The organism is Candidatus Ichthyocystis hellenicum (assembly GCF_001460935.1).
Classification (GTDB): domain Bacteria; phylum Pseudomonadota; class Gammaproteobacteria; order Burkholderiales; family 2013Ark19i; genus Ichthyocystis; species Ichthyocystis hellenicum.
In genome coordinates, this window is the sequence record NZ_LN906597.1 from 1560814 (window position 1) to 1587672 (window position 26859).

At 37.5% G+C, this 26859-nt stretch carries 25 protein-coding genes; 11 read left to right on the plus strand and 14 right to left on the minus strand.

The annotated features are described in order from the left end of the window. The first annotated feature begins 5 nt into the window (after positions 1 to 5). Genes guaA through Arg41_RS06030 form a run of 3 tightly spaced genes read left to right on the plus strand, consistent with a single transcriptional unit; the run spans position 6 to position 2777 of the window. Positions 6 to 1550, plus strand: coding sequence for a glutamine-hydrolyzing GMP synthase (guaA, locus tag Arg41_RS06020; RefSeq protein WP_092490586.1), 1545 nt, complete (start codon positions 6 to 8; stop codon positions 1548 to 1550). Then, on the plus strand, positions 1507 to 2028 hold the full coding sequence (gene tadA / locus Arg41_RS06025; protein ID WP_242641415.1) for a tRNA adenosine(34) deaminase TadA: 522 nt from the start codon (positions 1507 to 1509) through the stop codon (positions 2026 to 2028). The genes guaA and tadA overlap by 44 nt, the downstream gene beginning before the upstream one ends. A 2-nt stretch (positions 2029 to 2030) precedes the next feature. Next, positions 2031 to 2777, plus strand: coding sequence for a L,D-transpeptidase (locus Arg41_RS06030; RefSeq protein WP_242641416.1), 747 nt, complete (start codon positions 2031 to 2033; stop codon positions 2775 to 2777). A 2-nt stretch (positions 2778 to 2779) separates the two neighbouring features. On the opposite strand, the gene Arg41_RS06035 is transcribed toward Arg41_RS06030, so the two are convergent. Continuing rightward, positions 2780 to 4024 (minus strand): cation:proton antiporter, encoded by a 1245-nt coding sequence (locus Arg41_RS06035; protein WP_157722300.1) that lies wholly within the window; start codon positions 4022 to 4024, stop codon positions 2780 to 2782. 111 nt (positions 4025 to 4135) lie between these two features. Between Arg41_RS06035 and purN the strand changes: the two genes are divergently transcribed. The 3 genes from purN to Arg41_RS06050 are packed head-to-tail and all read left to right on the plus strand — an operon-like array spanning position 4136 to position 7307. Then, complete coding sequence (purN, locus tag Arg41_RS06040) at positions 4136 to 4774, plus strand: phosphoribosylglycinamide formyltransferase (RefSeq protein ID WP_092486685.1); 639 nt, start codon at positions 4136 to 4138, stop codon at positions 4772 to 4774. Between the two features lie 3 nt (positions 4775 to 4777). After that, complete coding sequence (locus tag Arg41_RS06045) at positions 4778 to 6001, plus strand: RsmB/NOP family class I SAM-dependent RNA methyltransferase (RefSeq protein WP_092343319.1); 1224 nt, start codon at positions 4778 to 4780, stop codon at positions 5999 to 6001. A gap of 37 nt (positions 6002 to 6038) precedes the next feature. Further along, the gene (locus Arg41_RS06050; protein ID WP_092343320.1) at positions 6039 to 7307 is read left to right on the plus strand and encodes a mechanosensitive ion channel family protein; all 1269 of its coding nucleotides are present in this window, start codon (positions 6039 to 6041) and stop codon (positions 7305 to 7307) included. A 16-nt stretch (positions 7308 to 7323) separates the two neighbouring features. Here the strand turns inward: Arg41_RS06050 and Arg41_RS06055 are convergent, their stop codons facing one another. From Arg41_RS06055 to hemF, 13 genes are all read right to left on the minus strand, one after another. After that, entirely contained in the window at positions 7324 to 8049 is a 726-nt protein-coding gene (locus Arg41_RS06055; protein ID WP_092490587.1) for a hypothetical protein, read from the minus strand. A gap of 244 nt (positions 8050 to 8293) precedes the next feature. Further along, a complete protein-coding gene (gene rpmG, locus Arg41_RS06060; protein WP_092343322.1) occupies positions 8294 to 8449 on the minus strand; it encodes a 50S ribosomal protein L33 in 156 nt (51 codons plus the stop codon). A 61-nt stretch (positions 8450 to 8510) separates the two neighbouring features. Then, positions 8511 to 8765 (minus strand): 50S ribosomal protein L28, encoded by a 255-nt coding sequence (rpmB, locus tag Arg41_RS06065; protein WP_092343323.1) that lies wholly within the window; start codon positions 8763 to 8765, stop codon positions 8511 to 8513. A gap of 74 nt (positions 8766 to 8839) precedes the next feature. Next, entirely contained in the window at positions 8840 to 9580 is a 741-nt protein-coding gene (locus tag Arg41_RS06070; protein ID WP_092490588.1) for a hypothetical protein, read from the minus strand. Positions 9581 to 9667: 87 nt separating this feature from the next. Next, a complete protein-coding gene (locus tag Arg41_RS06075) occupies positions 9668 to 10474 on the minus strand; it encodes a hypothetical protein (protein ID WP_092490589.1) in 807 nt (268 codons plus the stop codon). A 46-nt stretch (positions 10475 to 10520) separates the two neighbouring features. Beyond that, positions 10521 to 11300 carry a hypothetical protein gene (locus tag Arg41_RS06080; RefSeq protein ID WP_092343326.1) on the minus strand — a complete coding sequence of 260 codons (780 nt, stop codon included), beginning with the start codon at positions 11298 to 11300 and terminating at the stop codon, positions 10521 to 10523. Between the two features lie 421 nt (positions 11301 to 11721). Next, entirely contained in the window at positions 11722 to 12531 is an 810-nt protein-coding gene (locus Arg41_RS06085) for an FTR1 family iron permease (protein ID WP_092486691.1), read from the minus strand. A gap of 103 nt (positions 12532 to 12634) precedes the next feature. Then, positions 12635 to 13498, minus strand: a complete 864-nt coding sequence (locus Arg41_RS06090) for a ribonuclease T2 family protein (protein ID WP_176695754.1) — start codon at positions 13496 to 13498, stop codon at positions 12635 to 12637. Further along, positions 13486 to 17385 carry a phosphoribosylformylglycinamidine synthase gene (gene purL / locus Arg41_RS06095; protein WP_157722302.1) on the minus strand — a complete coding sequence of 1300 codons (3900 nt, stop codon included), beginning with the start codon at positions 17383 to 17385 and terminating at the stop codon, positions 13486 to 13488. Before purL ends, Arg41_RS06090 begins: the two co-directional genes overlap by 13 nt. A 32-nt stretch (positions 17386 to 17417) precedes the next feature. Beyond that, the gene (locus Arg41_RS06100) at positions 17418 to 17828 is read right to left on the minus strand and encodes a hypothetical protein (RefSeq protein ID WP_157722303.1); all 411 of its coding nucleotides are present in this window, start codon (positions 17826 to 17828) and stop codon (positions 17418 to 17420) included. 75 nt (positions 17829 to 17903) lie between these two features. After that, positions 17904 to 18278: an Mth938-like domain-containing protein gene (locus tag Arg41_RS06105; protein ID WP_092343211.1), complete on the minus strand. Its 375-nt coding sequence runs from the start codon at positions 18276 to 18278 to the stop codon at positions 17904 to 17906. A gap of 41 nt (positions 18279 to 18319) precedes the next feature. After that, positions 18320 to 18847, minus strand: coding sequence for a hypothetical protein (locus tag Arg41_RS06110; RefSeq protein WP_092343210.1), 528 nt, complete (start codon positions 18845 to 18847; stop codon positions 18320 to 18322). Positions 18848 to 19154: 307 nt separating this feature from the next. Further along, the gene (gene hemF / locus Arg41_RS06115; protein WP_092343209.1) at positions 19155 to 20096 is read right to left on the minus strand and encodes an oxygen-dependent coproporphyrinogen oxidase; all 942 of its coding nucleotides are present in this window, start codon (positions 20094 to 20096) and stop codon (positions 19155 to 19157) included. Between the two features lie 56 nt (positions 20097 to 20152). On the opposite strand from hemF, the gene yoaA reads away from it, so the two are divergent. The 5 genes from yoaA to Arg41_RS06140 all read left to right on the plus strand — a co-directional run bounded on the left by yoaA (position 20153) and on the right by Arg41_RS06140 (position 26756). Next, a complete protein-coding gene (gene yoaA, locus Arg41_RS06120) occupies positions 20153 to 22132 on the plus strand; it encodes a DNA repair helicase YoaA (protein WP_092343208.1) in 1980 nt (659 codons plus the stop codon). Positions 22133 to 22763: 631 nt separating this feature from the next. Next, the gene (locus Arg41_RS06125; protein ID WP_092490592.1) at positions 22764 to 23168 is read left to right on the plus strand and encodes a hypothetical protein; all 405 of its coding nucleotides are present in this window, start codon (positions 22764 to 22766) and stop codon (positions 23166 to 23168) included. Between the two features lie 1113 nt (positions 23169 to 24281). Next, positions 24282 to 24533: a hypothetical protein gene (locus tag Arg41_RS06130; protein WP_092490593.1), complete on the plus strand. Its 252-nt coding sequence runs from the start codon at positions 24282 to 24284 to the stop codon at positions 24531 to 24533. A gap of 975 nt (positions 24534 to 25508) precedes the next feature. Beyond that, positions 25509 to 26015, plus strand: a complete 507-nt coding sequence (locus tag Arg41_RS06135) for a hypothetical protein (protein ID WP_092490594.1) — start codon at positions 25509 to 25511, stop codon at positions 26013 to 26015. Between the two features lie 51 nt (positions 26016 to 26066). Continuing rightward, a complete protein-coding gene (locus Arg41_RS06140; protein WP_092343204.1) occupies positions 26067 to 26756 on the plus strand; it encodes a hypothetical protein in 690 nt (229 codons plus the stop codon). Positions 26757 to 26859 lie beyond the last annotated feature (103 nt).

Consider the following 26859-nt stretch of genomic DNA (forward strand, 5'->3'; position numbering starts at 1 on the left):
CTAATATGTCTCATATACTAGTTGTTGATTTTGGATCTCAGTTTACTCAACTCATCGCTCGTCGCATCAGAGAATTCAACGTTTACTGTGAGGTGGTGCCGTATAACAGTTGTGCTGATCTAGGTAACAAAGACGTGCTTGGAATTATCTTGTCGGGGGGACCATCTTCAGTAACCGAAAAGATATCACCCACCATACCACCTGAAGTGTGGTCGTGCGGTATTCCGGTTCTAGGAATATGTTACGGCATGCAGGCTATGGCAAAAGAGTTGGGTGGGACTGTTCACCAGGATGGCGTACGTGAGTTTGGTCACTCTAATTTGATTTACCAACCTTCGCGTCTGTGGTCAAGCATTAATATCGATAAGAAACAGGATGTCTGGACCAGTCACTCCGACCAGGTACTGTCTTTGCCCAAGTGCTGCCGTTCCATCGCTCATAGTACTAATGAAGTTTGTGCTGCTTTTGAGCACCTTGAAAAACCGTATTGGGGAATTCAGTTTCACCCCGAAGTAACACATACTGTAAACGGGGGGCAAATTCTCCGTAATTTTGTACTCGACATCTGCAATTGCCAACCAAATTGGACAATGAGTAACTTTTCCAATAAAGCTTTGACATCCATCAGGGAAAGAGTCAAGGATGATCACGTTGTGCTGGGATTATCTGGTGGAGTTGATTCTTCTGTAGTCGCCGCGCTGGTTCATCAAGCTATTGGTGACCATCTGCACTGCGTATTTATAGATCATGGATTACTGAGAAAAAATGAAACGCAGCAAGTTTGTTCTTATTTCCAAAAAATAGGATTACCCATAAAACTTGTAGAGGCATCCAAATCATTTTTAACTGCATTAAGCGGAGTTTCTGATCCAGAAAAAAAGAGGAAGATAATAGGTCGGGAGTTTATCACAGCTTTTGAAAAAGAAGCTGCCTCATTAAACGCTAAATGGCTTGCTCAAGGAACAATTTACCCAGATGTAATAGAATCTTCAAGTTCTTCTAGCTCTTCCCAAATTATTAAGTCTCACCATAATGTTGGTGGTCTTCCACATAATCTTAATCTGAAATTACTGGAACCACTTCGCTTCTTATTTAAAGACGAAGTACGAAATTTAGGAAAAACTTTAGGTTTACCCGATTTTTTGGTACATCGGCACCCATTTCCTGGACCGGGATTGGCCATTCGTATTTCTGGAGATATCACTCCAGAAGCTATTGCTTGTGTAAGAGAAGCAGACGCCATATTTATTGACGAATTGCATAATAACAAACACGAAGATGGAAAATCATATTATGAGCACTTAAGTCAAGCCTTTGCTGTCTATTTACCAGTTTGCTCAGTAGGAGTTATGGGTGATGCTCGAACTTACAACGCCACTATTTGTTTACGTGCTGTAGAAACAGTTGACTTTATGACAGCCCGATGGGCTGCTCTCCCAGCAAGCCTTTTATCAATCGTTTCACACCGGATAATCAATGAAGTAGCTGGAATTAATAGGGTCGTATATGACATTTCAAACAAGCCCCCAGCAACCATTGAGTGGGAATGAAAACATTGATTCTGTTATAGACAAGATCTTCATGGAAGAGGCTTTGGTTTTAGCAAGTGAGGCTGCACGTACTGGGGAAGTTCCTGTTGGGGCAGTTGTTGTTTCCAATAATGAAATCATTGGTCGTGGGTATAACCGTGTTATTACAAACTCTGATCCAACAGCACACGCTGAGATAGTGGCCCTAAGAGACGCTGCTGTTAAAATAAGCAATTATAGACTACCTGGAACTACCTTATATGTCACACTAGAACCCTGCTGTATGTGCAGTGGTGCAATTTTTCATGCTAGAGTTTCACTAGTTGTTTATGGAACAACTGACCCAAAAACAGGATGTGCAGGTGGATTTATGAATCTATTTTCAAATAAAGCCATAAACCACCATACAAAATCACGTGGTGGAATTTTACAGGATGCATGTAGGAACATTTTGCTGGATTTTTTTTCTAAACGCAGACAAGGTTTAGACACAATATAAAAATGAGAGAAAAAGATATGGTGCATATCGTAGTAAGCATTGCTGAGCAAACCCTCGGCCTTTGGGATGATCATCTGTGTAGGTATGATAAAATCTACACGATATCGACATCTAGAAATGGCCCAGGGGAGAAAAAAAATAGCTATCGTACACCTCGCGGGCATATGACCATAGCGGAAAAAATTGGAGCCGGCCAAAAACTAGGAACCTTCTTTGTTGGTCGTCGCCCGGTTAACCCTGATACCGTAGTGGACAAATCTAAGGGAATAACAACAAGAATTTTATGGTTGGATGGTGCAGAACCTGGATTTAATAAATTAGGTGACTGTGATACCAAAGAACGGTTTATATACATTCATGGTGTACCTATAGCAGCCCCGCTTCCAAGATTTATATCGCAGGGATGCATTAACATGACAGACGACGACGTGCTTGATCTTTTCGATCGTGTGCACACAGGAACCCCGGTAACGGTTTACGAAAACAAACTACCCTCTTACTACGTTAATACCAAACCAGGAAATTTAGAAGAAATTAGGAATTTTTTTCCACATGCACCTGAATCAGAGTGGCAGTGGATGGCCACATCGACAAAAGATCAATCTGTAATGGGATACATAGCTGTTGATGATAACAATATTGTTGACATGAAAACCACTGAAGCTCACAGGGAAGTCACTGAGAATCAAATGATTGAAACTATTGGTTACTATTGCATGGCTAAAGGATACCAAGCCCTAAGTAGGTAGGGCTAGTGATCTATGGAATTGCCTTTTGGAATTTCACCCAGGCGAAGGAAAGCAACTTCGGTGAGAATTGGTCCGATACCCTCCAGTACAGCAACACTTCCGAACACAACCGGAATCAAAATATCGCTAAACTCTGGATATAAGCCCTGCGTGGTGTATATCAGACCTATAGCAAGACCGGCCATAGGAACCATAATAAGACTAAGGTAGAAAGATTCAGTAACAGTCATCTGATTTTTACGGTGGAATAGAAGTAAAGTAAAAAATTTAGATACAAAACGTACCACAGTGAAAACAACTATATCAAAAAATGCCTCTGCAACGTGAGAGATTTCAATCTTTGCTCCAGCAACCACAAAAAGAATTATGTAGAATATGTCCCCTATTTTTCCGTACCTAGCTTCCGCAATAACCTCGTCGGCACTACTAGAGTAATTCTTAGTGAATATACCAAGAGATAGTAGAAGCATGATCATGGACATGTTTAGTGCCTTAGATATGCCCAAACTGAGCACTATGGCTGCAGCCATCAAGGAATACTGATCTGTGTTCTGGTTTCCTATGAAATCCGACAAAAAATAGAGAATACGAGACATTATATAAGCCACTAGGATTGGCAAAATGAAGCTATAGATAGGCTGCGATACAATAAACGTCCAATTGGCATGATGCTCATAATGAAGAAAAGGAAGAACTAAGCTAAACACAAGAGCCGATGCAACATTATTAGCAGCAACAAGATCCAAAGATATAGATGTAAATCTTCCTGAAACACCGAGCTCATTTACTAACAAAATCAAGATAGCCGGCGAAGAAGATATAGCAACGGAAGCCACTATTGCCGAATGAATATCAGAATAATGCAACCACTGAAAAGAAAAAAATATAAGCAAGAAAGTCAAAACTGCATCAAAAACAGACGTAGCAATTAAACTAGGATTTCTCTTAAATACCTCGAAGTCTATTTGTTGCCCCAAACGAAACAAAATGAGAGCCAAAGCTATGTTAACAAAATCCTTAGAAGTTCTAAGGAGATCGGGAGTAAGAATTTTCCATACCTCTGGTCCTATCAGGAAACCAGCAACCATAAAAGAGGTAATACGGGGAATAGGAAGCTTTGCTCTAGAAACACAGCTAGCCAAAAATATCCCAGACACCAACAAAATACCGAAAAGTATGAGATTATTGAGATGAAACAACGACTCAGTTGCTACAAATAGCCCACGATGTAAAGCAGAATCATCCAACAGGTCACCTTCCGTGAAAAACAAAATTTTTCAAAAGAAACAAGTATGATTATCTAGCGATCAAACCCCAGCAGCGTATCTAGTAGTAGTGTATGCTATTAGGCGGTCATTATGGCAGGAAAAAGAATTGACATGAAAATAGCCGTACTCTTTTCAGGGAAAGGATCAAACCTAGGAGCCTTAATATCTTCACCAGTCAGACCGAACATAGAGCTCTGCTTGACGGATAATCCAAACGCTCTAGGGATAATCAATGCCCGCTCCCACAACCTCCCGGTATTTATAGCTAATTATGAAGAATATGTAAACAAATCGGAGTTTGAAAAAACGGTACTCAACGAACTAAGAAGAAGAGCAATCAACTATGTCGTTCTAGCTGGGTTTATGAGAATATTATCAGCAGACTTTATATCTCAATACAGCAATAGAATCATTAATATTCATCCTTCTTTGTTACCAAGCTACACAGGACTAAATACCCACGAACGCGTTATTAAAAACGGCAACAGGATCCACGGAGTAACCATTCACTTCGTAACACCACAAGTAGATACCGGACCGATAATTGCACAAGGTGCTATTCGTGTCCAACCAAATGATACGCCGGAATCTCTACAGGAACGAATCCACAAGCTAGAACACCTAATGTACCCCAAAGTTATGTCATGGATTATAAAAGGTCAAATTTATGTAAACGCCCAAGGAAAAGTTGTTCCTCCTTTTTGTACCGGCTTTATCATGGAGGACTAATAAATGAACGAATACTTAATACAGCTGTGTGCAGAACCGTTATCTGAGATTTTATCAACTCCTACTGCTGCTGCAGATGCACTACTAGAACGATATCTGAGAGAAAAACGCCTAGGCAAAAATGAACGCATGTTCGTATCAGATCTATACCATGGCGTTATTCGTCACAAAAAATCTTTATCATTCTTAACCGGAACTAAAAATCCAGGAATACTAGCAAGCTTTTACGGAAATATGGGAAATAATCGTGAAGAACGATATCTAGCTCTGTGTGAAGATAAACGCCTCAAGAACGCTGGAAAGGCAGTACAATATGATATTCCCGAATGGGCAGTGCCTCTGCTAGAAAAAAAAATTCCGGATCCATGTGAACTAGAAAAATTCATCTTTTCCATTAATCAACCTGCAACCATAGATTTGCGAGTTAATACTTTAAAGACTAATATCCATGAATTAAAAAGCTACCTATTAAACAAAGGATACGCAGTTGAGGAAACTACTTGGTCACCCACTGCCTTACGTTTACCTACTGTGATCCCCTTCAATGCTGGAAGAGACCTTCGCTTTCAAAAAGGTCACTTTGAGATTCAAGATGAAGGAAGCCAATTGATAGCTCATTGGTGCCAACCTAAACGTCATGAAATAATCGTTGATCTATGCAGTGGAGCTGGAGGAAAATCGCTAGCACTAAGTTCATTGATGCGCGCAACAGGAAGAATTTACGCTTTCGATATATCACGCAAACGTCTTGAAAAAATTAAGCCACGGCTACTACGAAGTGGCGCGAAAAACATTACCCCTATACTTTTAAATAATTTAAATGATGATCGTTTAAAAAAGTGCTACAGTAAAGCTGATCGTGTCTTAGTCGATGTTCCTTGCAGCGGTAGTGGCACGTGGAGGCGTCACCCATATCTAAAGTGGCGCTACGTTAGCAGTGATATTGTTCAGTTTCAACGGGATCAGAGTTGTATTTTGGAAAAAGCATCGTCTTTGGTAAAACGTGATGGTTGGCTGATCTACTCTACTTGCAGTTTATGGTCAGAAGAAAATGAACTAAGTATAGATAGATTTCTTAGTCATCATCCCGAGTTTGTCAGGGTGCCATACCATGAGTGGAAAGTGGCCGCTGTTGATGGAAGTCAACACTTTGATGACGCTCAATTGTATACGCATAGACACCAAACAGACTGTTTCTTCGTTGGAATACTCAAGAAAATTTCTTAGTTACTGATCGTTATTCTTGGATTAAACAGGTGATTTTATGAGCCCTATTCAGGATTCATTCTACAACTCCCCACTGGGGTCAATATGGGCGGAAATAATAAGTGGAGCCGACTGGTTTCCTATGATAGTAAGCCTTGTTTTATCTTTATTACTATTTTTCTCTGCTCACGCTGTAAACCACTCCTTCAACAAATCTAAAAGTTGTATTCGACGCATAAATTTGTGCAAAAAAATCTTTTTCCCCTTAATAGTTTTCATATTAGCAACTTTAGGGAATCAATTAGCAAAATTTTTACCAGCAGATAAAGGAATAATGGAGTTGTTTTTTCAGGCAACACTGGCATTTTTGGAGATCAATGTTTTATGGATAATGGTTGACAGTATTTTTTCTAAAAGCACATTTAGGACCAATTTAAACAGGATGATATCGTACTTAATTTCCATCCAACTATTGCTTGAAGCAACAGGAATGTCTACTGTTGCATCCGAAAGCATAAAAGGCATTTTCTTAAATATAGGAAACTATAAGGTCAGCTTATCAGACGTTATGGGTGCCATGATAATAATATTTTTAGGATTATTAATAGCATTTTACCTTTCTTCTATTTTCGCCACACAAATAAAAAAATCATCGATCCAAGCTAATGCAAAAGTGGCTATTATAAATGTAGGCAGTACTGTAATAATATCGCTAGCAATCATAATATCTCTTCCCATGGCAGGTATAAATATCACTGCTTTGAACGTATTTAGTGGGGCACTCGGTGTTGGTCTTGGACTAAGCCTAAAGCAAGTAGCAAGCAACTACATTAATGGTCTGATTATGTTAATCGAAAACAAAATCAAGATCGGAGATTGCATACAGGTAAACGGATTTCAGGGGATCGTACAAACGATGTCTTCTAGAGTAACAACTATACAAAAATATGACGGAACCGCAGTTATTCTACCTAATGAAATAGTTTCTGGTGGTACAGTGGAAAACTTCAATCTTAATGAATACACTCCTGGAAATCGCATTGCAATATCAGTAATTTTAGATCATGAAACTGACATGAACAAAGCATCTACGCTTATGATATCCGCTGCAAACTCGCACGAAGCAGTGATCTACCGTGAAAAAACCAAAGTACAAATCAAGGAAGTTAAATTAGAAGGCATAGTAATCAATCTACGTTGCTGGGTAGCTGACATACGCAACAACAGCAACGACGTTGTGGACCACATATTACGAGATACCATTAGCACATTCCGTAAGAACGGCATAGCTTTTGCAAAACTCACATTTTTACCAGATATCAGGTAACTGGCTGCTCAGGACTTTATCCACTAGCCTTATCAATGCAAGATTTTATTAAACCGCAAAGATATTTGGACAAGGAGAGACAATCTAATCCATTATCCACACAGTACTTGAAGCAAGAAAATGTGAACCAATCATAAGCGCAGCCCATCCCTAAAATTAAAACGATCTCTCTGCACAATTTAACAATGGGCCTACGGGAATATCTGAGATAACTAAAAGATCTTCTAACACAATAGCAACGTGAGCTAGGATCAACTTGAGGCACACCACGAATGGAACCGGGATCTTGTTTTTCTGCCCAATCTTCAACCATAGACAATCTTACATCAATACCAGAAACTCCAATAACCTCTTTAATTTTATCTTGCACAGCACGCACATCAAATACTACTGAATCACCTAAAAAATGCTGAAGTGATCGTTCCAAGCCAACCAATGCCACTCTATCATCCATGGTAATACCACTTCCAGATTCTTTAACCTCACTCAAGTTACCAATAAGAGCTACTAACTTAAGCTGAAGACGATCAATCTCCAAATCTGATAGTGTGATACTAGGAGCACATGATGTAGAGGCGAGAGAACCATAATTAGGAACAGCTCTAGATGTAGGTGTAGGCTGAGAAGAAACAACAGCGCAATCCATATCCTGAATCAACAAACAGGAGGTATCGGAAAAATCATCCTCTTCACCAGTACCATGTTCAAGAACAGACGACGACGAACCAAAAATGGGCATCATATCCACCTCCACAAAAAAGCGGCCAACTGCAGAACAATGCCAAAATAAGAAGTAGCCCTAGGCTACTACGTCGAATAATAATTGAAAATAGTGGATTCCATTAATACAAAAGAGTATTTTTGTGAAAAATTTCTTATACTTATATCAATAATTAGCTAAATATAAATCTAAATGTTAACAAACAAAAAAAAGGGGATAAATCCACGATCTACCCCCCAAAAAGATAAAGACACAAGATCGAAAATTACTTCATCTTCGACTCTTTATAGATAACGTGCTTACGGACAACCGGATCATACTTCTTTAACTCAAGTTTTGTATTCAAAGTCCTCTTATTCTTGGTAGTAGAATAAAAATGACCCGTAGAAGCAGTTGACTCCAACTTAATCTTCTCTCTCATAACCCTCCCCAACCGGCCAGCCAAAACAGTAGACCAGTAAAAACAAATCTAATCCCAAAAATTAAACCTTACAAATCTGCAAGCCACAACAAGGATTGGCAGAGCACGAGTTCCAAAAATAATCAATGCCGTACTTGTCTATCGTACGGATAGCAGCAGCAGAAACACGCAACGAAACCCAACGACCCTCTTTCTCAAGCCAAAAACGCTTACGGTGAAGATTAGGCAAAAAGCGATGCTTAGTCTTGTTATTAGCATGAGAAACACGATTACCAACCATAGGAGACTTACCAGTAACCTGACAACGACGTGCCATAAAATACGCCTTCCAAATTTTCCCCGAGCGGGTGATTATACACGAGCAGTACTACATTTTCAATAACATCAATCTTAGCGATTACAACAAACGGAACGAATACAACTACAGAGCTTACCTAAAAGCTGCCAAAAAGTAAGTCCTCTAGATTCAACCCAATCACAAGGGGCATACAGCAACCAATCGCATATCATATTAGAGAAAAAGAACAGAAAAACCTTCCTCAAAAGTATAATAGGAGGCGAAGGAGAGCGGAAAAAGCACAACAAGCATCTAATAAAAGCAGCACACCGCCGCCTGGAAGATTGCACATTATAAGGTCTAATTGCTCCAGGAGAAACAGATTCAGCAAAAGACTCCAGAACCACGACTCTAGCCTCTAGATCACTTGCACCAAGCAAAGAAACACTACTATCAACGCTTAAGATTGATGAATCTCGATCTTCCGATATATCAAACCCCCCCTGAGAAATCATCACCGCTGTCTCCAACCCCCGTACGAGACGCCTCATCTGGTAATCGTCATCGTGCAACAGTAGTTGTTGTTCATTCAGCACACGAAAATTATCAACCACAACTTCATCCAAAATAGAATTATAGGTCTCAGGAGGGCGACGCCCAGGTCGCACCAAAACAGCAGCAGAAGCATTTACAGAGACACCAGAAGAGGAAGTGGAAGGACGCAGAGAAGAAAGAGTGGAACCCGCGGTAAGACAAGTACCGGAGTCAGATTCATCAATATCAACAAGAACATAATCAGTTGATTCCAAACTAACACCAGGCGGAATCAGCCTCGGCAAAGCACCAAAGTCCATAGCAACCTCCTAGCATTCCACACCCAAAAAGGAAAAACTGCCACCAACAAAGGTAGTAGGAGCCATATCAAATGACCGAAAGAAACGTCACCGGCAACAATTATTTCTAAAAAAGTCGCTAATCAACCGAAACATACTCCAAGAGTCCAGCTCATACTTGGACATCAACTGACAAACACCTATACTAATCCAATCTTGAAAAATATTGTGAAATAATATTACACAGCACATCTTGGTCAAACGACCGCATGTAGTACGTTCGTATTTAACATCACGAAAAAATTTTAAGCAAGCATTACTAGACACTTCCCCGTTATGGACAATATCTGGGCGTACCTTCCTAATTATATTGTGGAGAAGCTCCAAACGATCATTAGCTGAAAAATTAGAAAAAATTGGAGCAAAAACACTATTTATAAATCTAGCAGTAACCTTGGCTGAAAAATTTTCAACATCATAAGATTGAGAAACCATATTCTCAATAATATCCTCTCTCCTAATTAGAGAAGAAAAACCTAATTCATCCTTCTCACACTTAGATAGGTAATAAAGATAGGTAATACCTAAGGTAAGATCTGAAAGATCTTTATGGTAAGAATCTTTAACTAACAAATGATTTAGCAAATCACTTAAATCACCAAAATCACCACCATCATCAAAATTAATATCAGAATGAGAATTATCCCTTGCAGGAATAAACGATTCACCTGCAGACAACGTGTGTATTGACGGAGGGGGAGATGTTATAACATCAGCATCAGATAAATTATAATTTTGACTTAAGGAAAACAAAGAACAAGAAGAAAGATGACTGCCATCACAACCATTTTCCACTGAAGACGCCGAAGAAGAAGACGGGGAATAATCACAAAAAACAACATCGAAAGTATTCATAAATCATACTCCTGTCAGATACCATATAAAAAATTATTGCATCTAATTATTTACTTCTATGCTGGCAACATTTCTTAATAGATGAAATAATTCTTTTGCATACGGTAAGAGCATCAAGGTCATGATTCTGAAGAAACAAACAGCAACCATAAGACATATATTCATAGCAAGTGTGTGTAAAGAATATCCAAATAGCTTGAAAAAAACATTTAAAAAATGGATTGCGCGAATATTTCATAAATCTGTAACATTTAGTAAAAAAACGACTTACAGAATTACCGGTTGGTTCTGGAAAAGGAAAAACTTCACCTGGGTAAAGATCATCTACTGCTCTAGAAATTAAGTCGACACGATCGCAGAGATCCTGGGCTCCGCTCAAATTTAATAATAAATTATCTTGCAGCAATTTTTTTAAGTCATCAAATGATAGTCTGTCATTACCTTTAGATTTAACAATTTCAGATATGCTGCTTTGAAGTTCATTCATACATAAAAATTCATCTTCCGTTGGCCCACCAGGACGACTTTGAGCTCGCAAAGTATATCCCAATGTAATCATCAAACTAGTCAATAATTTTTGAGCACACTGCCCATCATCCTCAATAGAAATCAAAACTTGGGAAGTTTCACCCAAACTACCTGAAGATTCAACATTTGAAGACATAGAACAAGAAACAGCTAAAGAAGGTTCTTTAGTGAAATCGCAAGCATGATTGTCCTGATAAAATTGACCATAACTTAGTGAAGAACTTGTACTGGACAAATGTTCTTCTTCAATCAAAGACAAACCATCATCACAATGAGAATCCACGGAGATTCTAAACATTTTTAACTCCTTATTAGTCTATAATAAGCACCACAAAGACAAAAAACCAACTTTAATAGGGCTAAAAATTAGAGTTGTTCAAACATTTTTTTGTAAAAGAAACATAAAATTCGCATATATATAAATATAAATTTATGGTGGTGATTAGCGATATGGAAAAACTATTATACCATCAAAATAATGGTAATTTTTTATTACTGAACACACAAAAATAATAATGAATGAAAATAAAAAAGGACAAAGAGAGATTTGGAGTGGGTACCGCAGTTAGATAAAAATACAAAAAACTGTCATGAAAACATGAAACCGTGTAGGCATTAATTTGAAATGTATAAAACGATTTACTGATTACTAAAATTTTCCTCTTATTTTAGAACAAAAACACATACAAATACTGAAGACAGGTATCAAGATTAAAAAACTACTTTTGTTGGACAAATAATGATCCACGTACACCTTTATTAAAATTAGATCTTCCAAGTTTAAAAAGATTATAGAATAAATATATCGCCGGAACTATTACCATAAGATAGGTATAATAGCTACCGTATACCCCCTCTGGACCATAGACTTCGGTAAGGTTATGCCAATAGTCGTTGTCAAGCAAAGGTAAAACACCGGCTTCAGAAAATTCATGAAATGCGTAGAAAAACAACTGAAAGCAAAACATATAAAGGAAAGATGCAGTTGCTCCGAAAAATATCTGCAAATTCACGCGGGAACCGTAGAGGAGCCAAAACACACCTAAAAGAAACGCAGAAAAAACTCCCAAAGCTGCCCCCAACAACATTCCGCTAGAAAAACCTGACTGATGGATAAGAACACTAACCATAAACGCCACTTCCATGCCCTCACGGGTAATCATCAGCATGGTAATCAAGAAAACCCCTAAGTGAGAAAGCAATGTCATGCTGGAGCTAGAAACTTCATCAATCCTATTAGAAATTGAACGTCGTATACCCCCAGAAGCAGCTTTCTTCATAAATATCAACATAAATAACACTAAAAAAGCAGCTGTAATAGCCATAAAACCCTCAGAGATAGGCTGAACAGCATACTCAGAAAGCTTAAAGCCAAGAAAAGAAGATAACAATACAGCGGACAAAACACCCAGGAAAACCGATTTCAGCAGAATAGATCGACCTGTCTGCTTAAGATAAGAAGCGGTAATAGCAACTATCATAAAAGACTCTATACCCTCACGGAGAGTCAACATAAACATGCTGTACATAAGTTAGCTCCTCAGTAAACCCCATTCCACCACGGAGAAACAAATTATACGTCAACCAACGAAATAATAATACAAATAATTCTCATTAATCATTAGAATGGCCTTACATGGAAGAAATGTAAAACAACCTTGGACACTCCCTGGGATATAACATTCCATTCGTGTAGGGTATTCTAGGTAGAGATGAAAATGAAAATTTACTGAAGTTTTTGGGGATTTTAGCCCAAACCTCAACCAAAACAGGAAGCCCCCTACGTCGAGACTTGACGCAGCGCAGTGAAATGTTATCCAAATTAAACAAGGAAGCCAATCTACGGTTGCGACTTCTCTGATGTTGAATCATCTCAAGCACCTCATTGTAGGAAACCCTAGCACCCTCCAAATTAGGTAATTTAGAGAACAACCTAGACAACTCATGAAGAGCTAATATGGAATTTTCGAAAAAAGCATCAGGATCAAAAACATCACAAGTACCGTGCTTATACCATTGATGTCGATGTATGAAATCGACGAAAAAAGGTGTAGCCCCCTTTATGTCCTCGAAGACATATCTACTTAAACCTGGAACTGACTTTAACAGCTCTGAATCAGCAACATGACACCCGCAACAATCAGAAACGGAACAATACATCAGTTGACCAGTCCTACTCTCCGGCCATAGTCCGTGCAAAACCAGAGGCATACGCCTATATCTAGCATAGAATCGGTAATCACACACCCGATCTCTTGAAAACGACCTCCATGAAGAATAAGACCTAACGGCACAGATCCCGGGATAATGAAAAGCAGCAATAGTATAGTAAGAAAAATCACCCTTTACCCCATGGGCACAAGACTTAGAAGCACATTTTGAAGAAACAGCAAATGGAGCCAACAAAACCAAAGCGGCAATAACCACTTCGGTATAACCTCTAAGAGCAATCGAGACTTTATCAAAAAACACAACACCCTCCACTAATGACCGCACCAGACACGAGCATTATAGAAAAAATGTGACCACAGCGAACAAGAACTGCGGTTAGTCCAAGAAGTTTGCACATCCCTAAATAATCTCTCAGGATGTGGCATAAGCATGGTAACAGAGCCATCAAGTGAAGTAAAACCTGTGTTGCCACGGAAAGAACCATTAGGATTTAGCGGATAAGCATCGTCTTCATCCCCCCTACCGTTAATGTAACGCAAACAAACAAGACCCGCATCTATCCTAGAAGCACGGCCCTCAGCATGTGAAACGATTGTAGGCAAACACGATCCCTCCATACCTCGAAAAAATATCGACGGCGACTCAATAACTTTTGTCATAACTAGCCTAGCTTCAAACTGACGTGATAAGTTAGATTCAAAAGCAGGCCACAAATCAGTTCCAGGAATTAAAGAACGAATTTGGCTAAGCATTTGACAGCCATTACAAACACCTAAGGAAAAAGTATCGGGACGGTTAAAAAAATCCTTAAAAATTTTTCTCAGATTATCATTCAGCAGAATGCTGTGTGCCCAACCACGACCGGCAAAAGGAACGTCTCCATAAGAAAAACCACCAACAACAGCAAGACCACGATACCTAGAAAAATCAGATGAAGACGATAATAAGTCTGTCATAGTTACATCAAAAACATCAAAACCTACGTGATGAAAAGCCGCTGCCATTTCACTTTGACCATTACTACCTCGTTCCCTCAAGATAGCAACCGCAGGACGCTCAACACTGGCAGTGCAAAAATTAATACTTTGAGGCATGCTTATTGATAGATCTACAAAAAGCCTAGTCCTCTCTTCCTCTTCGATAAGATCGAACTCTGACCTAGCACATTCAGGATTGTCTCTATGCCTACTAACTTCATAGCTAACCTCAGACCAACATCGATGTAAAAAAGATCTATCTTCAGAAAATAAACATTTTGATGAACGATATATACGTAACTTGGTGTGCTGTAAATTTATGGATCCTATCGTATGAGTACAAGACGAAAGACCATATTTCCTCAATATAGACCAAACACACTGTCTTTTTGATTTACGAACCTGTATAACTGCACCTAGTTCTTCACTAAAAAGAGCAGAAAAAATGTGATCTTTAAATGGTCCTGACAAAAATTCAGGTCTTACATCCAACCAATCAACATCCATAATAGTAGAATCGTAACACAATGGATCTATGTTTAAGTCTATCCCAATATGAGAAGCAAATAACATTTCAGAAATAGTCGCTAACAATCCACCGTCAGAACGATCATGATAAGCCAATAATAATCCCTGGGTATTCATCTCTTTTATTACAGAAAAAAGACGAACAATATCTTCAGGATCATCACAATCTGGAACTTCAACCCCAACTTGAGATGTAACTTGTGCGAAAATAGAATTTCCTAATCTATTCTTACCTCGACCAAGATCAACCAGAAGTAAATCAGTATCGCTATCTGTAGCTAATAATGGTGTAAGAGAGCAACGAACATCATCGAGCGGAACAAAGGCAGAAGCGATCAAAGAAACGGGAGAAACAACCATCCCTTTATCAGAAGAAACAGACATGGACAATGAATCTTTACCAACAGGAATTGCTATGCCAAGATACTGACAAAAAGATGATGCGGATTCAACAGCTTCACGTAAGGCACTATCTTGACCAGCAAGACTAAATTCTGCCATCCAATTGGCAGATATAACTAAAGACGATAGTACACAGTCACCAACCGATGCTATATTTGTCAAGGCCTCAGCTATTGCCATACGTGCTGACGCAGCGGGAGAAATAATAGCAAGAGGAGATCTCTCACCCATAGCGACAGCATACCCGGAGTTGCTTACAAAGGAGGAGGTAATGATGGCACAATCTGACACAGGAACTTGCCAAGGACCAACCATCTGATCCCGATAAACCAAACCGCCAACTGTACGATCACCTATGGTAATAAGGAATGACTTATCAGCGACAGTAGGATGACGCAAAACATCAACAATAACATCCTGTATTGCGTAATCATCGCAACTAATTGGAGCACAGGAAACACTTTGTTTTTTATTACTATCAACAACAATCGTCTTTTTGCTAGAATTAGAATTTAGCAAATCATGCAAAGGAAAATTTACTGGAGTAGTACCATCCAGATCGTCCTCCAAAATAATAACCTCGTCATCTATGACCTCTCCAATAACAGCATACGAGCACCGCTCTCGTTGGCAAACACTTTGGAAAAGATTAAGATCATCGGGATTAATAATCAACACATAACGTTCCTGAGACTCATTGCACCAAATTTCCGCCGGTGATAATCCAGTTTCCCCAAGCAAAATATCTCTGAGCTTACAACGTGCACCTTTGTTTGCAGAATAAACCATCTCAGGAACCGCATTAGCCAAACCACCAGCACCTACATCGTGAAGAGAAAGTATCGGATTTCTATCTAAAGACGAACAGTAACTGATTACTTCCTGAGCCCTTCTCTGCATCTCTGGATTACTTCTCTGCACTGATGCAAAATCAACTTTGGCGTCATTCTTTCCCGCTCCAGAGGATGAAGCTGTACCTCCTGCCATACCAATTAAATATCCAGGACCACCTAATTGAATAATCAACGAACCAACAGAAATATCTTTCTTGTAAAAGTTACTTTCACAAACACAACCCATTCCACCGGAAATCATTATAGGCTTGTGATAACCATAGTTAACTTCGGCAATGATTTGTTCAAAAGAACGAAAATAACCGCATACATTTGGTCTGCCGAACTCATTATTAAACGATGCAGCACCAACTGGTCCAGAAAGCATAATATCCCATGCTGTGGACATGTGCGAAGCTAAAACAGAGCATTGGTTGTTTTCCCAATGCCTCCGGCGTTGTGGAATATGAAGGTGAGAAACAGAAAATCCGCATATGCCAGCTAATGGAAACCCACCAGTTCCAGTAGCTGATTCATCCCTAATTTCTCCACCGCATCCAGTGGCTGCACCAGAAAAAGGTTCGATAAGTGTGGGATGATTGTGAGTTTCCACTTTTACTGACAAACCAATTTCCCGTTGCCTCATAAAATAAAGGTGATCAACTTCAGAGTAGTACCAATATCCAGCAGCACGTGATTTTAAAATTGCCGCATTATCGACGTATGCACTGACGGTACTATAAGAATTTTTAGCATGAGTCTGACGAATGATATCAAAGAGTGAAAATTTAACTTGCTCACCATCAATCACCCACGAGGAATTAAATATTTTGTGGCGACAATGCTCTGAATTTGCCTGAGCAAACATAATTAATTCAGCATCTGTTACTGACCTCCCCCAGCAGTCATAAAGATCACACAAGGTATTTATCTCAATATTATCTAGACCTAATCCGTAGCTCTTAGAGGCAAGTTCAATAGAATTAGCATTTTTTTCAATATATGTAACCGATTTCACATCATTAGTAGAAAAAATATCGTAAATAAGTTCTGGATCATCTATTACAACTTGGGTCATATGATCGAAAATCAAAGACTGCTGATCTGGAAAAACAACGCAATGTTGAGGTTTAAAAGCAGCAAATCCCATTTCTATATGAATCACTGAATCAAAACCACAGTCGGATAATAATTGCGTTGCCTTAGACGACCAGGGGGAAATTGTTCCCCAACGAGGCAAAACAAAGCACCATAAATCATCTTGATCTCCAAGGGTCTCTGGAGAAAAAAAAGACTCAACAGAAAACATGGAGCACAGTTTCTCCAATTGGGATGAAACAAGATCATCCTTCAAAAGGAGAACATATATCGGGCGAGCAATAACAGGAAAAGACAATAATGACGTGAAAGAAGCTGGGAGACAAACCTCGCCCGAACCCAGCAGTATGGAAATAATGGGCTTCAAAGCCATGTTATAAGCAACCATGAAAAGTAAACACAGTGTTAAAGAAACACCACATCCCTACTTTGTGTTGGCAAATAAACATACTCGTGCGTAACAATTTTTTCGGAATGACTACTACTAAATACAAAGGCACAAGAAATAACACACAAGACAGCAGAGAATATAGCGAAAAAAATCAAAAACTTCCTTAATAGCTCCCGACTTTTGGGATCCGTATGATCTCGAAAAAAGTACACAAACCAGAGAAAGATGACGAATATACCACAAGAAAGAAGGAAAAGTATCCAATGAAGCCCAAGAAAAACAACAGCACTGGTAAGTAACAAAAACGATCCCATAACAGCTAAAAAGAAAAACCACAAAAAAAATGCACCGGTAAATAGTAAAAATCCGGAGATAGTTGCACAAAACAACAACAAAAATGAAATTAAACCCAGCAAAAACATCATCTCCCTCCTAGAATACAATCATTGCGTAGTAAAAAAGAGTATAAGTAGTCTGGAATAGACTGAATCGAATTAAATCTAAATCAAGGAAAAAATTACAGCCCCAACGCGCCTTTTTTCCAAACATAAAACATTGAAAGTCCTACATGCTGCGGGTGTAGTCATTATCTCAACCGGCAACCCAGTACCAGAAAGTTTGTACAAAATGCTAAAATAATCTACAACAAGCTCGTTTCCTGTTCCCCACAATAATACTTCCAAATCATACTCCATAAGGAAGGAAAAGCTGTGCTCAGAAACACGTCCGCTATCTGAACGAGGCCATGCAATTGGCCTCACGGTAGAAAAAACGCAAACGGGAAGCGGATAAGAACACCCACCAACCACAACATCTGAATCTCCATAAGAAGAAATAGTATAACCTGCAACATCATTTTCTTGATGAAATTTCATTTACGTATAAATCCTATAGAAGCAAATCCTATAAGAGGCACTTAAGCAATATTATTCTTACATTCACTGTGCCTAGCATCATAATAGGATATAGAAGCTAGAATAAAGATGGAACAAAAAATGCCCACAGTAGAACCCATTATCAACAAAACACTCTTCAAGTTGTCATGAATACTTCCTACCATGGGAATATTAGTAGAAACAAAGCACAATAATGAAAATAGCATCATGGAAAAAAGCAGTAAAGCAATAGTAAAAAGAATAAGCTTCATATCGGTGGGAATAGGACTGCAAGTTTCAACACTGCGTCCCAGAGAAACACTGCTATCCGGTAAAGCACCAACATCACTGCCAACACTTGAATAATGGGAACGAAGCGAACCGGATTGGCAGGAAATATCTATACTACTGCAGCAAGCCGACGAACTAGTAGCGCAAGACACCTCCAGGCTACTACAACCACCTAACCCAAGAGAGGAAGAATCTTGACAACCATCAAAATCTGAACTACAACCTGACAAATCGCATTCATTATATTCTTGGAATAAACACGTATGAGAAATGGGCATAAGACAGATCCTCCCTACGCTTTGCATAAAAACATACCCAGAAACGGGAAAATATAACTCCTATTGGCGCGAAAATCAGAAATACACAGGACAACTACAAAGGACAACTAAAAACTAATGTAGTAACAAAAATATACACTCCAACCTATTGTTAACCCAAACAACAACGGCATGAAAACACACAATAACAATTGCGAAAATGCATCAACAGAGTAGCACGGCCATTGTATATTAATATGTTAGTAGATTCAACTATAAAACACTTAATTATAGATGTAGGCAATACCATTTAACGAAAAAATTACTTTCACACCCACTCTCTGGGTTTCAGGAAAATAGAATACAACTCGTCCTCCGGAGATCCGGGTAACGGCTTCCAATCATATTCCCAGCTCGCTAGTGGTGGCATTGAAATAAGAATAGACTCTGTTCTGCCATTGGACTGCAAACCGAAAGTAGTTCCGCGGTCCCATAGCAAATTAAACTCAACGTAACGACCACGACGATATAGTTGAAACCGACGCTCCCTGTCGTTATAAGCATAATCTGAGCGCCTATTTACTATTACAGAATAGGCATCAAAAAAACCTCGTCCAATATCATCAACAAGGCGAAGAGAATCTTTTAAGCCCAGAGAATTAAAATCATCAAAAAATATACCTCCGATACCTCGTGCCTCTTTGCGATGTTTAAGAAAAAAATACTCATCACAATTTTTCTTAAATAGTGGGTACAAATTTTCCCCAAACGGAAGCAAAATTTTCCGACAAGATCTGTGAAAATGTTGCGCATCCTCGAAAAAACCATAATAGGGGGTCATATCCATGCCACCTCCTATCCACCAGGTAACAGAATTAGAATTATCATCAATAAACTCCCTATTTTCTGATAACAAAATACTAGATGAGACCGTACAAAAAAATCTCACATTTAGATGAACTGTAGGAACATATGGATTCCACGGGTGAATAACCAACGAAACACCTGTAGCAAAAAATTGTTGTCCAGCAAGATGTTCTCGAAAAACCGTAGCAGAACTTGGTAATGATTCGCCATAAACCGAAGAAAAATTAACACCACCTCTCTCAAAAATATTGGATTTTTCGAAAACACATGATTCACCTCCACCACCTTCAACACGAACCCAGCTATCACGCTTGGCAACACATTGCCCCAATTTCTCAAAGGAAGTTACTAAATGATCATGTATAATCTTGAAGTGGTTTTGTACATTTTGTATAGATAGCATTTTAGTTAAACTCCCTAGGATAGGCTGAGAACACGTTCCAAGCCCGATAATATACCATGAGCGACAATACCAATTTCTTAGATGAAATTTTCCTTTCTATAGACTCTTTATTTGAAGACGGGGGACAACTATCTAGTCAAGTGGAACGATATACCCCAAGTAAATCTCAACTTGAAATGGCCAAAGCAATTTCCTCTGCAATTGTATCAAATTCTATGTTTGTTGCTGAAGCCGGAACGGGAACTGGAAAAACATTTGCTTACCTTGCACCGGCACTATTATCAGGTCGAAAGGTTATCATTTCTACGGGCACAAAAGCTTTGCAAGATCAAATTTTTTACAGAGATTTACCATTAATTGCCAATGCTCTAAATCTGCAAATACGTAAAGCTCTTTTAAAAGGTAGAAACAACTATTTATGTCAATATCATCTTCAAAACTTTACAGAACAACTTTGGGAAGATGAGACCAACTGGAGTGATGTAGAAGTAATAAGAAATTGGTCAACTCATACTAAAACTGGCGACAAAACCGAATTGCCAGATATTTCTGAAGAAAACTCTCTGTGGAATAAAGTTACATCGACCAGAGAAAATTGCCTGTCAAAACTCTGCCCTTACTATTCACAGTGTCACGTTATGGCGGCACGGAAATCAGCTATAAGCGCAGATGTTGTAGTAATAAATCATCACCTGTTTTTCTCTGATTTAGCTATGAGAGATGAAAAAACAGGGAGCATATTACCGCACTTCGAAGTAATAATATTCGACGAAGCCCATCAAATACCAGAAATATCAAGAAATTTCATGAGCATAAAATTATCCACCGCAAAAATTACTCAAACAATAAAAGATTTGGATACAATAATACGCGATCATGCCCCTGACTCACCGCATCTAATGGAAAACATACAAAAACTACATACCAAAATGAAATTACTTCTGAAATCACATGAAAACATAGAACACATAAAGCAAAAACAGTCATGGGAAAAATCTCAATCTGAAGTTGTACCATTTTTACTTGAATCTTATAACTATTTGTCATTTTTTAAGAATATTCTTTATGATCATAAAGATAGATGTAAAGAACTAGAACAAGCATACGAAAATTTGGATGAGTTCATAAATATCTACCAACATTTTTTCTCGGAAGAAAATAGTGAATATATTCGTTGGGTAGAATACCTTCATACCGGTTTTACTTGCATATGTGCCCCGTTAAACGTTGGAGAAACAATTCAGAATAATATCGAAGCAGATGATAAAAGCTGGATATTTTGCTCAGCCACACTATCTATTGACAACTCATTTGAACATTTTTCAAATTTAATGGGATTTAAAAATAAACTACACGAAGGAAACTCTGGGATTTGGGAGAGTCCTTTCGATTACGAAAATCAATCTATGCTGTATGTCCCAGAAAATTTTCCCGACCCTTCAGCCCCTGACCACACCAGTGAAATTATCAAATTAGCTGAGAGATTACTACCATATAATCAAGGGGGGTCTTTTTTTCTATTTACAACTCATAAGGCTTTACAAAAAGCGGCGGAACTAATAAAAAATAATTGTGCGTGGAAAAACACACCTATATTTGTACAAAATGACAGTGGCAAAACGGCACTTTTGGAAAATTTTCGCCGTAGTAAAAGAGGTGTTTTACTGGGAACTCAAACATTTTGGGAAGGAATTGATGTTCGGGGTTCTGCACTAAGCTTCGTTTTAATAGACAAGATCCCTTTTAATCCCCCAGATGATCCTGTAATTTCAGCTCAGATAAACTCCATGAAAAGTAAAGGTGAAAAACCATTCTGGTCCTTTCAGGTTCCATCCGCTGCCTTATCTCTAAAACAAGGAGCAGGAAGACTAATTCGAGATCAAAGAGACCATGGAGTACTAATAATCACAGATAAACGACTAAAAACCAAAAGCTACGGAGAAAAAATATTAAAGAGCCTACCAAAAATGAGAGTAGCAAAAACAGAAAATGAAATCACAGAATTTCTCAAGAAAATACCGTACATACCCGTATAAAACTAGATCGTACATACCCGTATAAAACTAGATACGTACATACCCGTATAAAAATAAATGTACACGACAAATACAAATAACAACTAGAAATAATTAATACAAGTTTTTAGTTAATTAAAAATTGTCATTGCCATAGTTAATTAAAAAGCATATAAAAATCAAATATCGGCAATACAATTTCCCTGCTGCATAGAATGAAACAGTGCACCTATGGCACTTATTATGGCACTTATAATTGTAGTTGTAACACTATCATATAAGTAATTATACCTATACCTAAAAACCGTATCATTTAATAAAGTTATAACATTAGGAATGATAACACCTTAATTTTATATATAAATTTATGAATAAAATAATTTCTACAAGTATAAAAAAACACTACCAAAAATGAGAACAGCAAAAACAAAGGACAAAGTCATAACCTTCTTCAACAAAATACCATACTTATTAATCTGACCGGTGTATCATACCGAGCATATAACGGGTATGTATTTATCCGGTTATTGCGCACGTTGATTTCAATTTGCTATTGTGTATCGTGAATTAATTATCTTTTGGATAACTAGAATGAAGATAATTACCTACTTTAGAATAGAAAAATTTTTTACTTTAAATGGAGGGTATAAATTTGATTAACAGACCTTTACTTGTGGCATCAGAATACTACGGAGAGGAACATAACGATGGAACTGAAGAAAGCGGCGAATCAGCACCCGTTGATGTTACTCAAAGTAGTGGCGAAGAAAATGAATACAATGTAAACCAAAACTGCAGATTGTCGACTAAAGCAACTCGCTCTTGCAAGCTGGATGAAGTTAGCGCAAAAGATACTGAAGTCAATGCTGCAGTTGCCTTAGCAACTTTTCTGGCACTTACAGTTGCAATATTGGTTATTCTAGGAGTGTGTCTATACCTAAATAACGGAAGCTTTGACAAAGTAGAGTTTGGCTGGTACCTCGCTGTCATAGGAAGTAGTGTATTAGGATTGGGAACAGTACTTACCGTAGCTTCTTGTTTTTTTGACAAAACATAGAATGATTGCCACAGCATTGTGTTGAACATAAAAGCAAACTGTGTGGCATCAGTAGTTTTGTTAAAAAAACAGGCGGGTAAACTAGTAAGGAAACTGACGTTTTGGCGGAAGTGCCTAATTGAAAATTGCGGTTACAATAATTGTTTCCGGAAGCTAAGTGTCCGTTAAAAAGAAACAGCCATATGATAATCTGACAGTAATACTAGGTTAGTATATGGCTATTTCTAGTGCAGCTATTGTAATGTAAAATTGTATCGCTGGATAATTTTTTGAGCCCCCATCATTTATTTTTCTATATCAAGTCAATACCAGTAAATTTCACCTCGCTTATTACAGATAGTATATTAGTCGTGGTAGCTTAGAAAGTAGTATCGACCTTTACTAACTACCTCTCCCTTTACCTGTAATTTATGTTAAAACAACTATCTGATGATATTTAATATTACGACATTACAAAACAAGATTAATTGGTTTATAACACAGTTTAATAATACATCACCAATCAAAATTTTTATAATTCTTGGTAATGGTGCCAACGAAGAAGTCTTACTTTATTCAAAAGTAATAAAAGTAACATTTATGTCTGGTCATCCCGAAAGGTATTTATTTTTCTGCTTTATATGTTTCACAATACTTTCTTGATCACTAAAATATCAAGCACAATATTGAAATCATCAAATTAGCTAAGAAGATAAGATATTATCTGCCCATTAATCAAACTGAATATTTCTTTCCATTCTCAACCCATAAGGATTTACAAAATCATATCCCATGCGCTAGCATGACTCTAAAACAAGGAGCATGAAAACTGTGGTTTGTAATTAAAAAATCATGATGCGATTATAAGATCAGATAAACTTCTAAAAAATTTAAAGAGAAGGTAAGTAACAAGATAATTCAACAAAAAACCAAATTATCAGTTTGACCATCTGGGTCTATTACTAGCTAACTATATAGCTAGTCAAAACAGAAATAATTTCATACTCTGGAAAGGTTTTTACTTTGAATGGAGGAAACACAAATTTGCTTGAGTAACCAAACCGCCACCGCGAGAAACATGAAAGTTTCTTAAATGGTGACACTGGAAACCATAGTAACACAGACACCTTTGATGTGAACCAAAATAATAACGAAAAAACTGGGTTTAATGTAGACCAAAATTTCAAGTTTTCCACTAAAACATATCGTTATTGCAAACCACATAGTATTAGCACAAAAGACACTGAAATCATCAATATATACCTAAGTACTGATGAGATTCAAGAAAAAATGACATTCGGTTGGTACCTAACTGTTGCAGGAGGCAGTGCATTAGGATTAGGAACAATATCTGCCATAGCTTGTGGATTTTTTGACAAGACATAGATTAATTACCTCTGTATTCCTTTGAACTAGAAAGAAAATTAAATACAGTATCACTACTCTTATTAAAAACCGGTGTAACTTGGGTGAGGAGTACCAGTGGAATGACTGATTTTTTAGCGAGTAAAAATTGAGTTTTATGGTATTTACTGCCGAGATATTGTGTCTATGCTCAAGAAAAAATAGCCATATAACAGCCGAAAGTTATGGTTATAATATGGCTGTTATTGTTTAGCACTTGCAATAAATAGTTGTATCGTACCAACATGTTACGGTGAACTCAGTAATATATTTGTTCCAATCTAATCTAGTAAAAATTTTTTACACTTCCTAGTATTTTCAGTAATTTTTTTATTTCCGTAACTATATAGTTTATTTATCCATATCAACAAATTTCACTTTTGATCAATTAATTCGGTAGTAGTAACAAATATATCAGTATATTCGTATATTTTATTTTTACATGATAAGTATGTAGAAATAATCACCTAAGATGCCATATTTTACGCCACCTACCAAATAAGTTATTTGAAAAATTTAAAATATAGTTAAACAGTAAACCACCAAACAATTTTTTTGTTTTTGGTATTTATTTAATGTTTACAATAAATACGTCCAATTTTTTTGTGTAATGTATAAATGTTAACCTCCTGGAAAGCATATATTTATCATCTATCACCAAAAATTTTATATCTAAACTGATAATAATAATTACTAATTATACTTCGGCAGTATCACATGTGTACTAGTAATTGAAGTAGATGAGTAGATGAAAAAATACTGCAGATAGATATATTTTTTTGCTTTACGCTTGCATCCGTCATTGATAGCATCATCGCTTAAATTGTTTGTTAATATTATTTATGTTTATGTGTTTATATGTCTTGACGACGATGATCATGATATTTAATTGCAATCATCATGTACTTACGATAAACGTTACTATGTAATTTAGTATTGATCTGAGAGAGTGTAATCGTGAAATTTCCACCTGTATCAAATATTAATTCTGTGGAATTAGTAGAAGTTATAAATACCGATAGCATTAGCAATTTATCCTCTCAAACAGGAGAAAGAGGAAACAATATATCTGTCATTACCAATAATGGCTCAATCAATTTACATTCAGAAGAAATTGTAAATGCCAATCCTAGTAACAACTTATTACTGCAACTAAGAGAAGAAAATGACAATATTTCTACCACTGCCAGTGTCGGCACGATAGGTTCAGAAACAGATGAAATAGAAGATGACATAGGGGTTGTTGAACATCAGGATTTACAATGTTTTAACTGTGATAATCGTGACAATTTTTTGGTATTTGTATTTTTTGTATTATTTTTGGTAGTTTTTGTAATATCTGTAATGAAAGTGTACCAAAACGGATACTCTGTTGCTATTGCTTTGTTCTTGTCATTATCTGCATTTGGGGTATCGGTTTACTCATGCAGATTGTTTAACTTCTGCAGTGTTGCTGCAATATGATTTGATTTTTACAATCCATTTTATTGTCATTTCCAGAAGGGGAGAATTACCTTGGCTAACTCAACAAATTTTAATTGTAACCTATCGGTAGATAGTGATCATAGTAGTGATGATGATGCATCTTCACAGTCCCCTCTTTCCTCTTTGCAAGGAGATTATGAGGAAGTTATTTCCCATGAAAACGATGACTGTTGTTCTAATACAAAAGATGTTGGAACACAAACTAGTGGTAATGATGATGAAAAAGCTTCGACATCTTCTCCTATATTGTTACTAAGAGACGCTTCTACGCAACTTAATGATAACAGAGGTGAAAGGTGCTTTTATGCGGTTACTAAACAAGTTGACGCTGTCACTAAAGAAGAATGCGCAATGGATAAAAGCTACACATTGGTTGTAGATGTTGGAACTCAAATTGGAGCAAAGATAGCACCAGATGAAATTTCAGAGGAGATTCGTATGGTCCCTACGAGCTCAATAATAACCACCCATATCCCAAATAATAGAAAAAGACATTTTGCTATCCAACATACTACAATTGAGTCCGGAGGACCTTCGACAAGAAGACCTTCGACAAGACTTGCAGCAAGGAACCTTATTTGGAATTTATGGGCAGTAATGACGTTTGCTTCATTTACTATGGAGCTGTATAGGTCAGCTAAAGGAGAAGGAACAGGTGACCTATCAACCGTGTTTGTTATTGGAGTTATTGGATTATTATTGAGAGAAATTTTCGGTTAATTAGCAATAGAAATATTAGTACTTTCGTGTATGTTTTTAATATATTTTAATATAATATGCTAGCTTTTAGGAAACATTTGGTTATAATGCGGTTGTTTGTAGT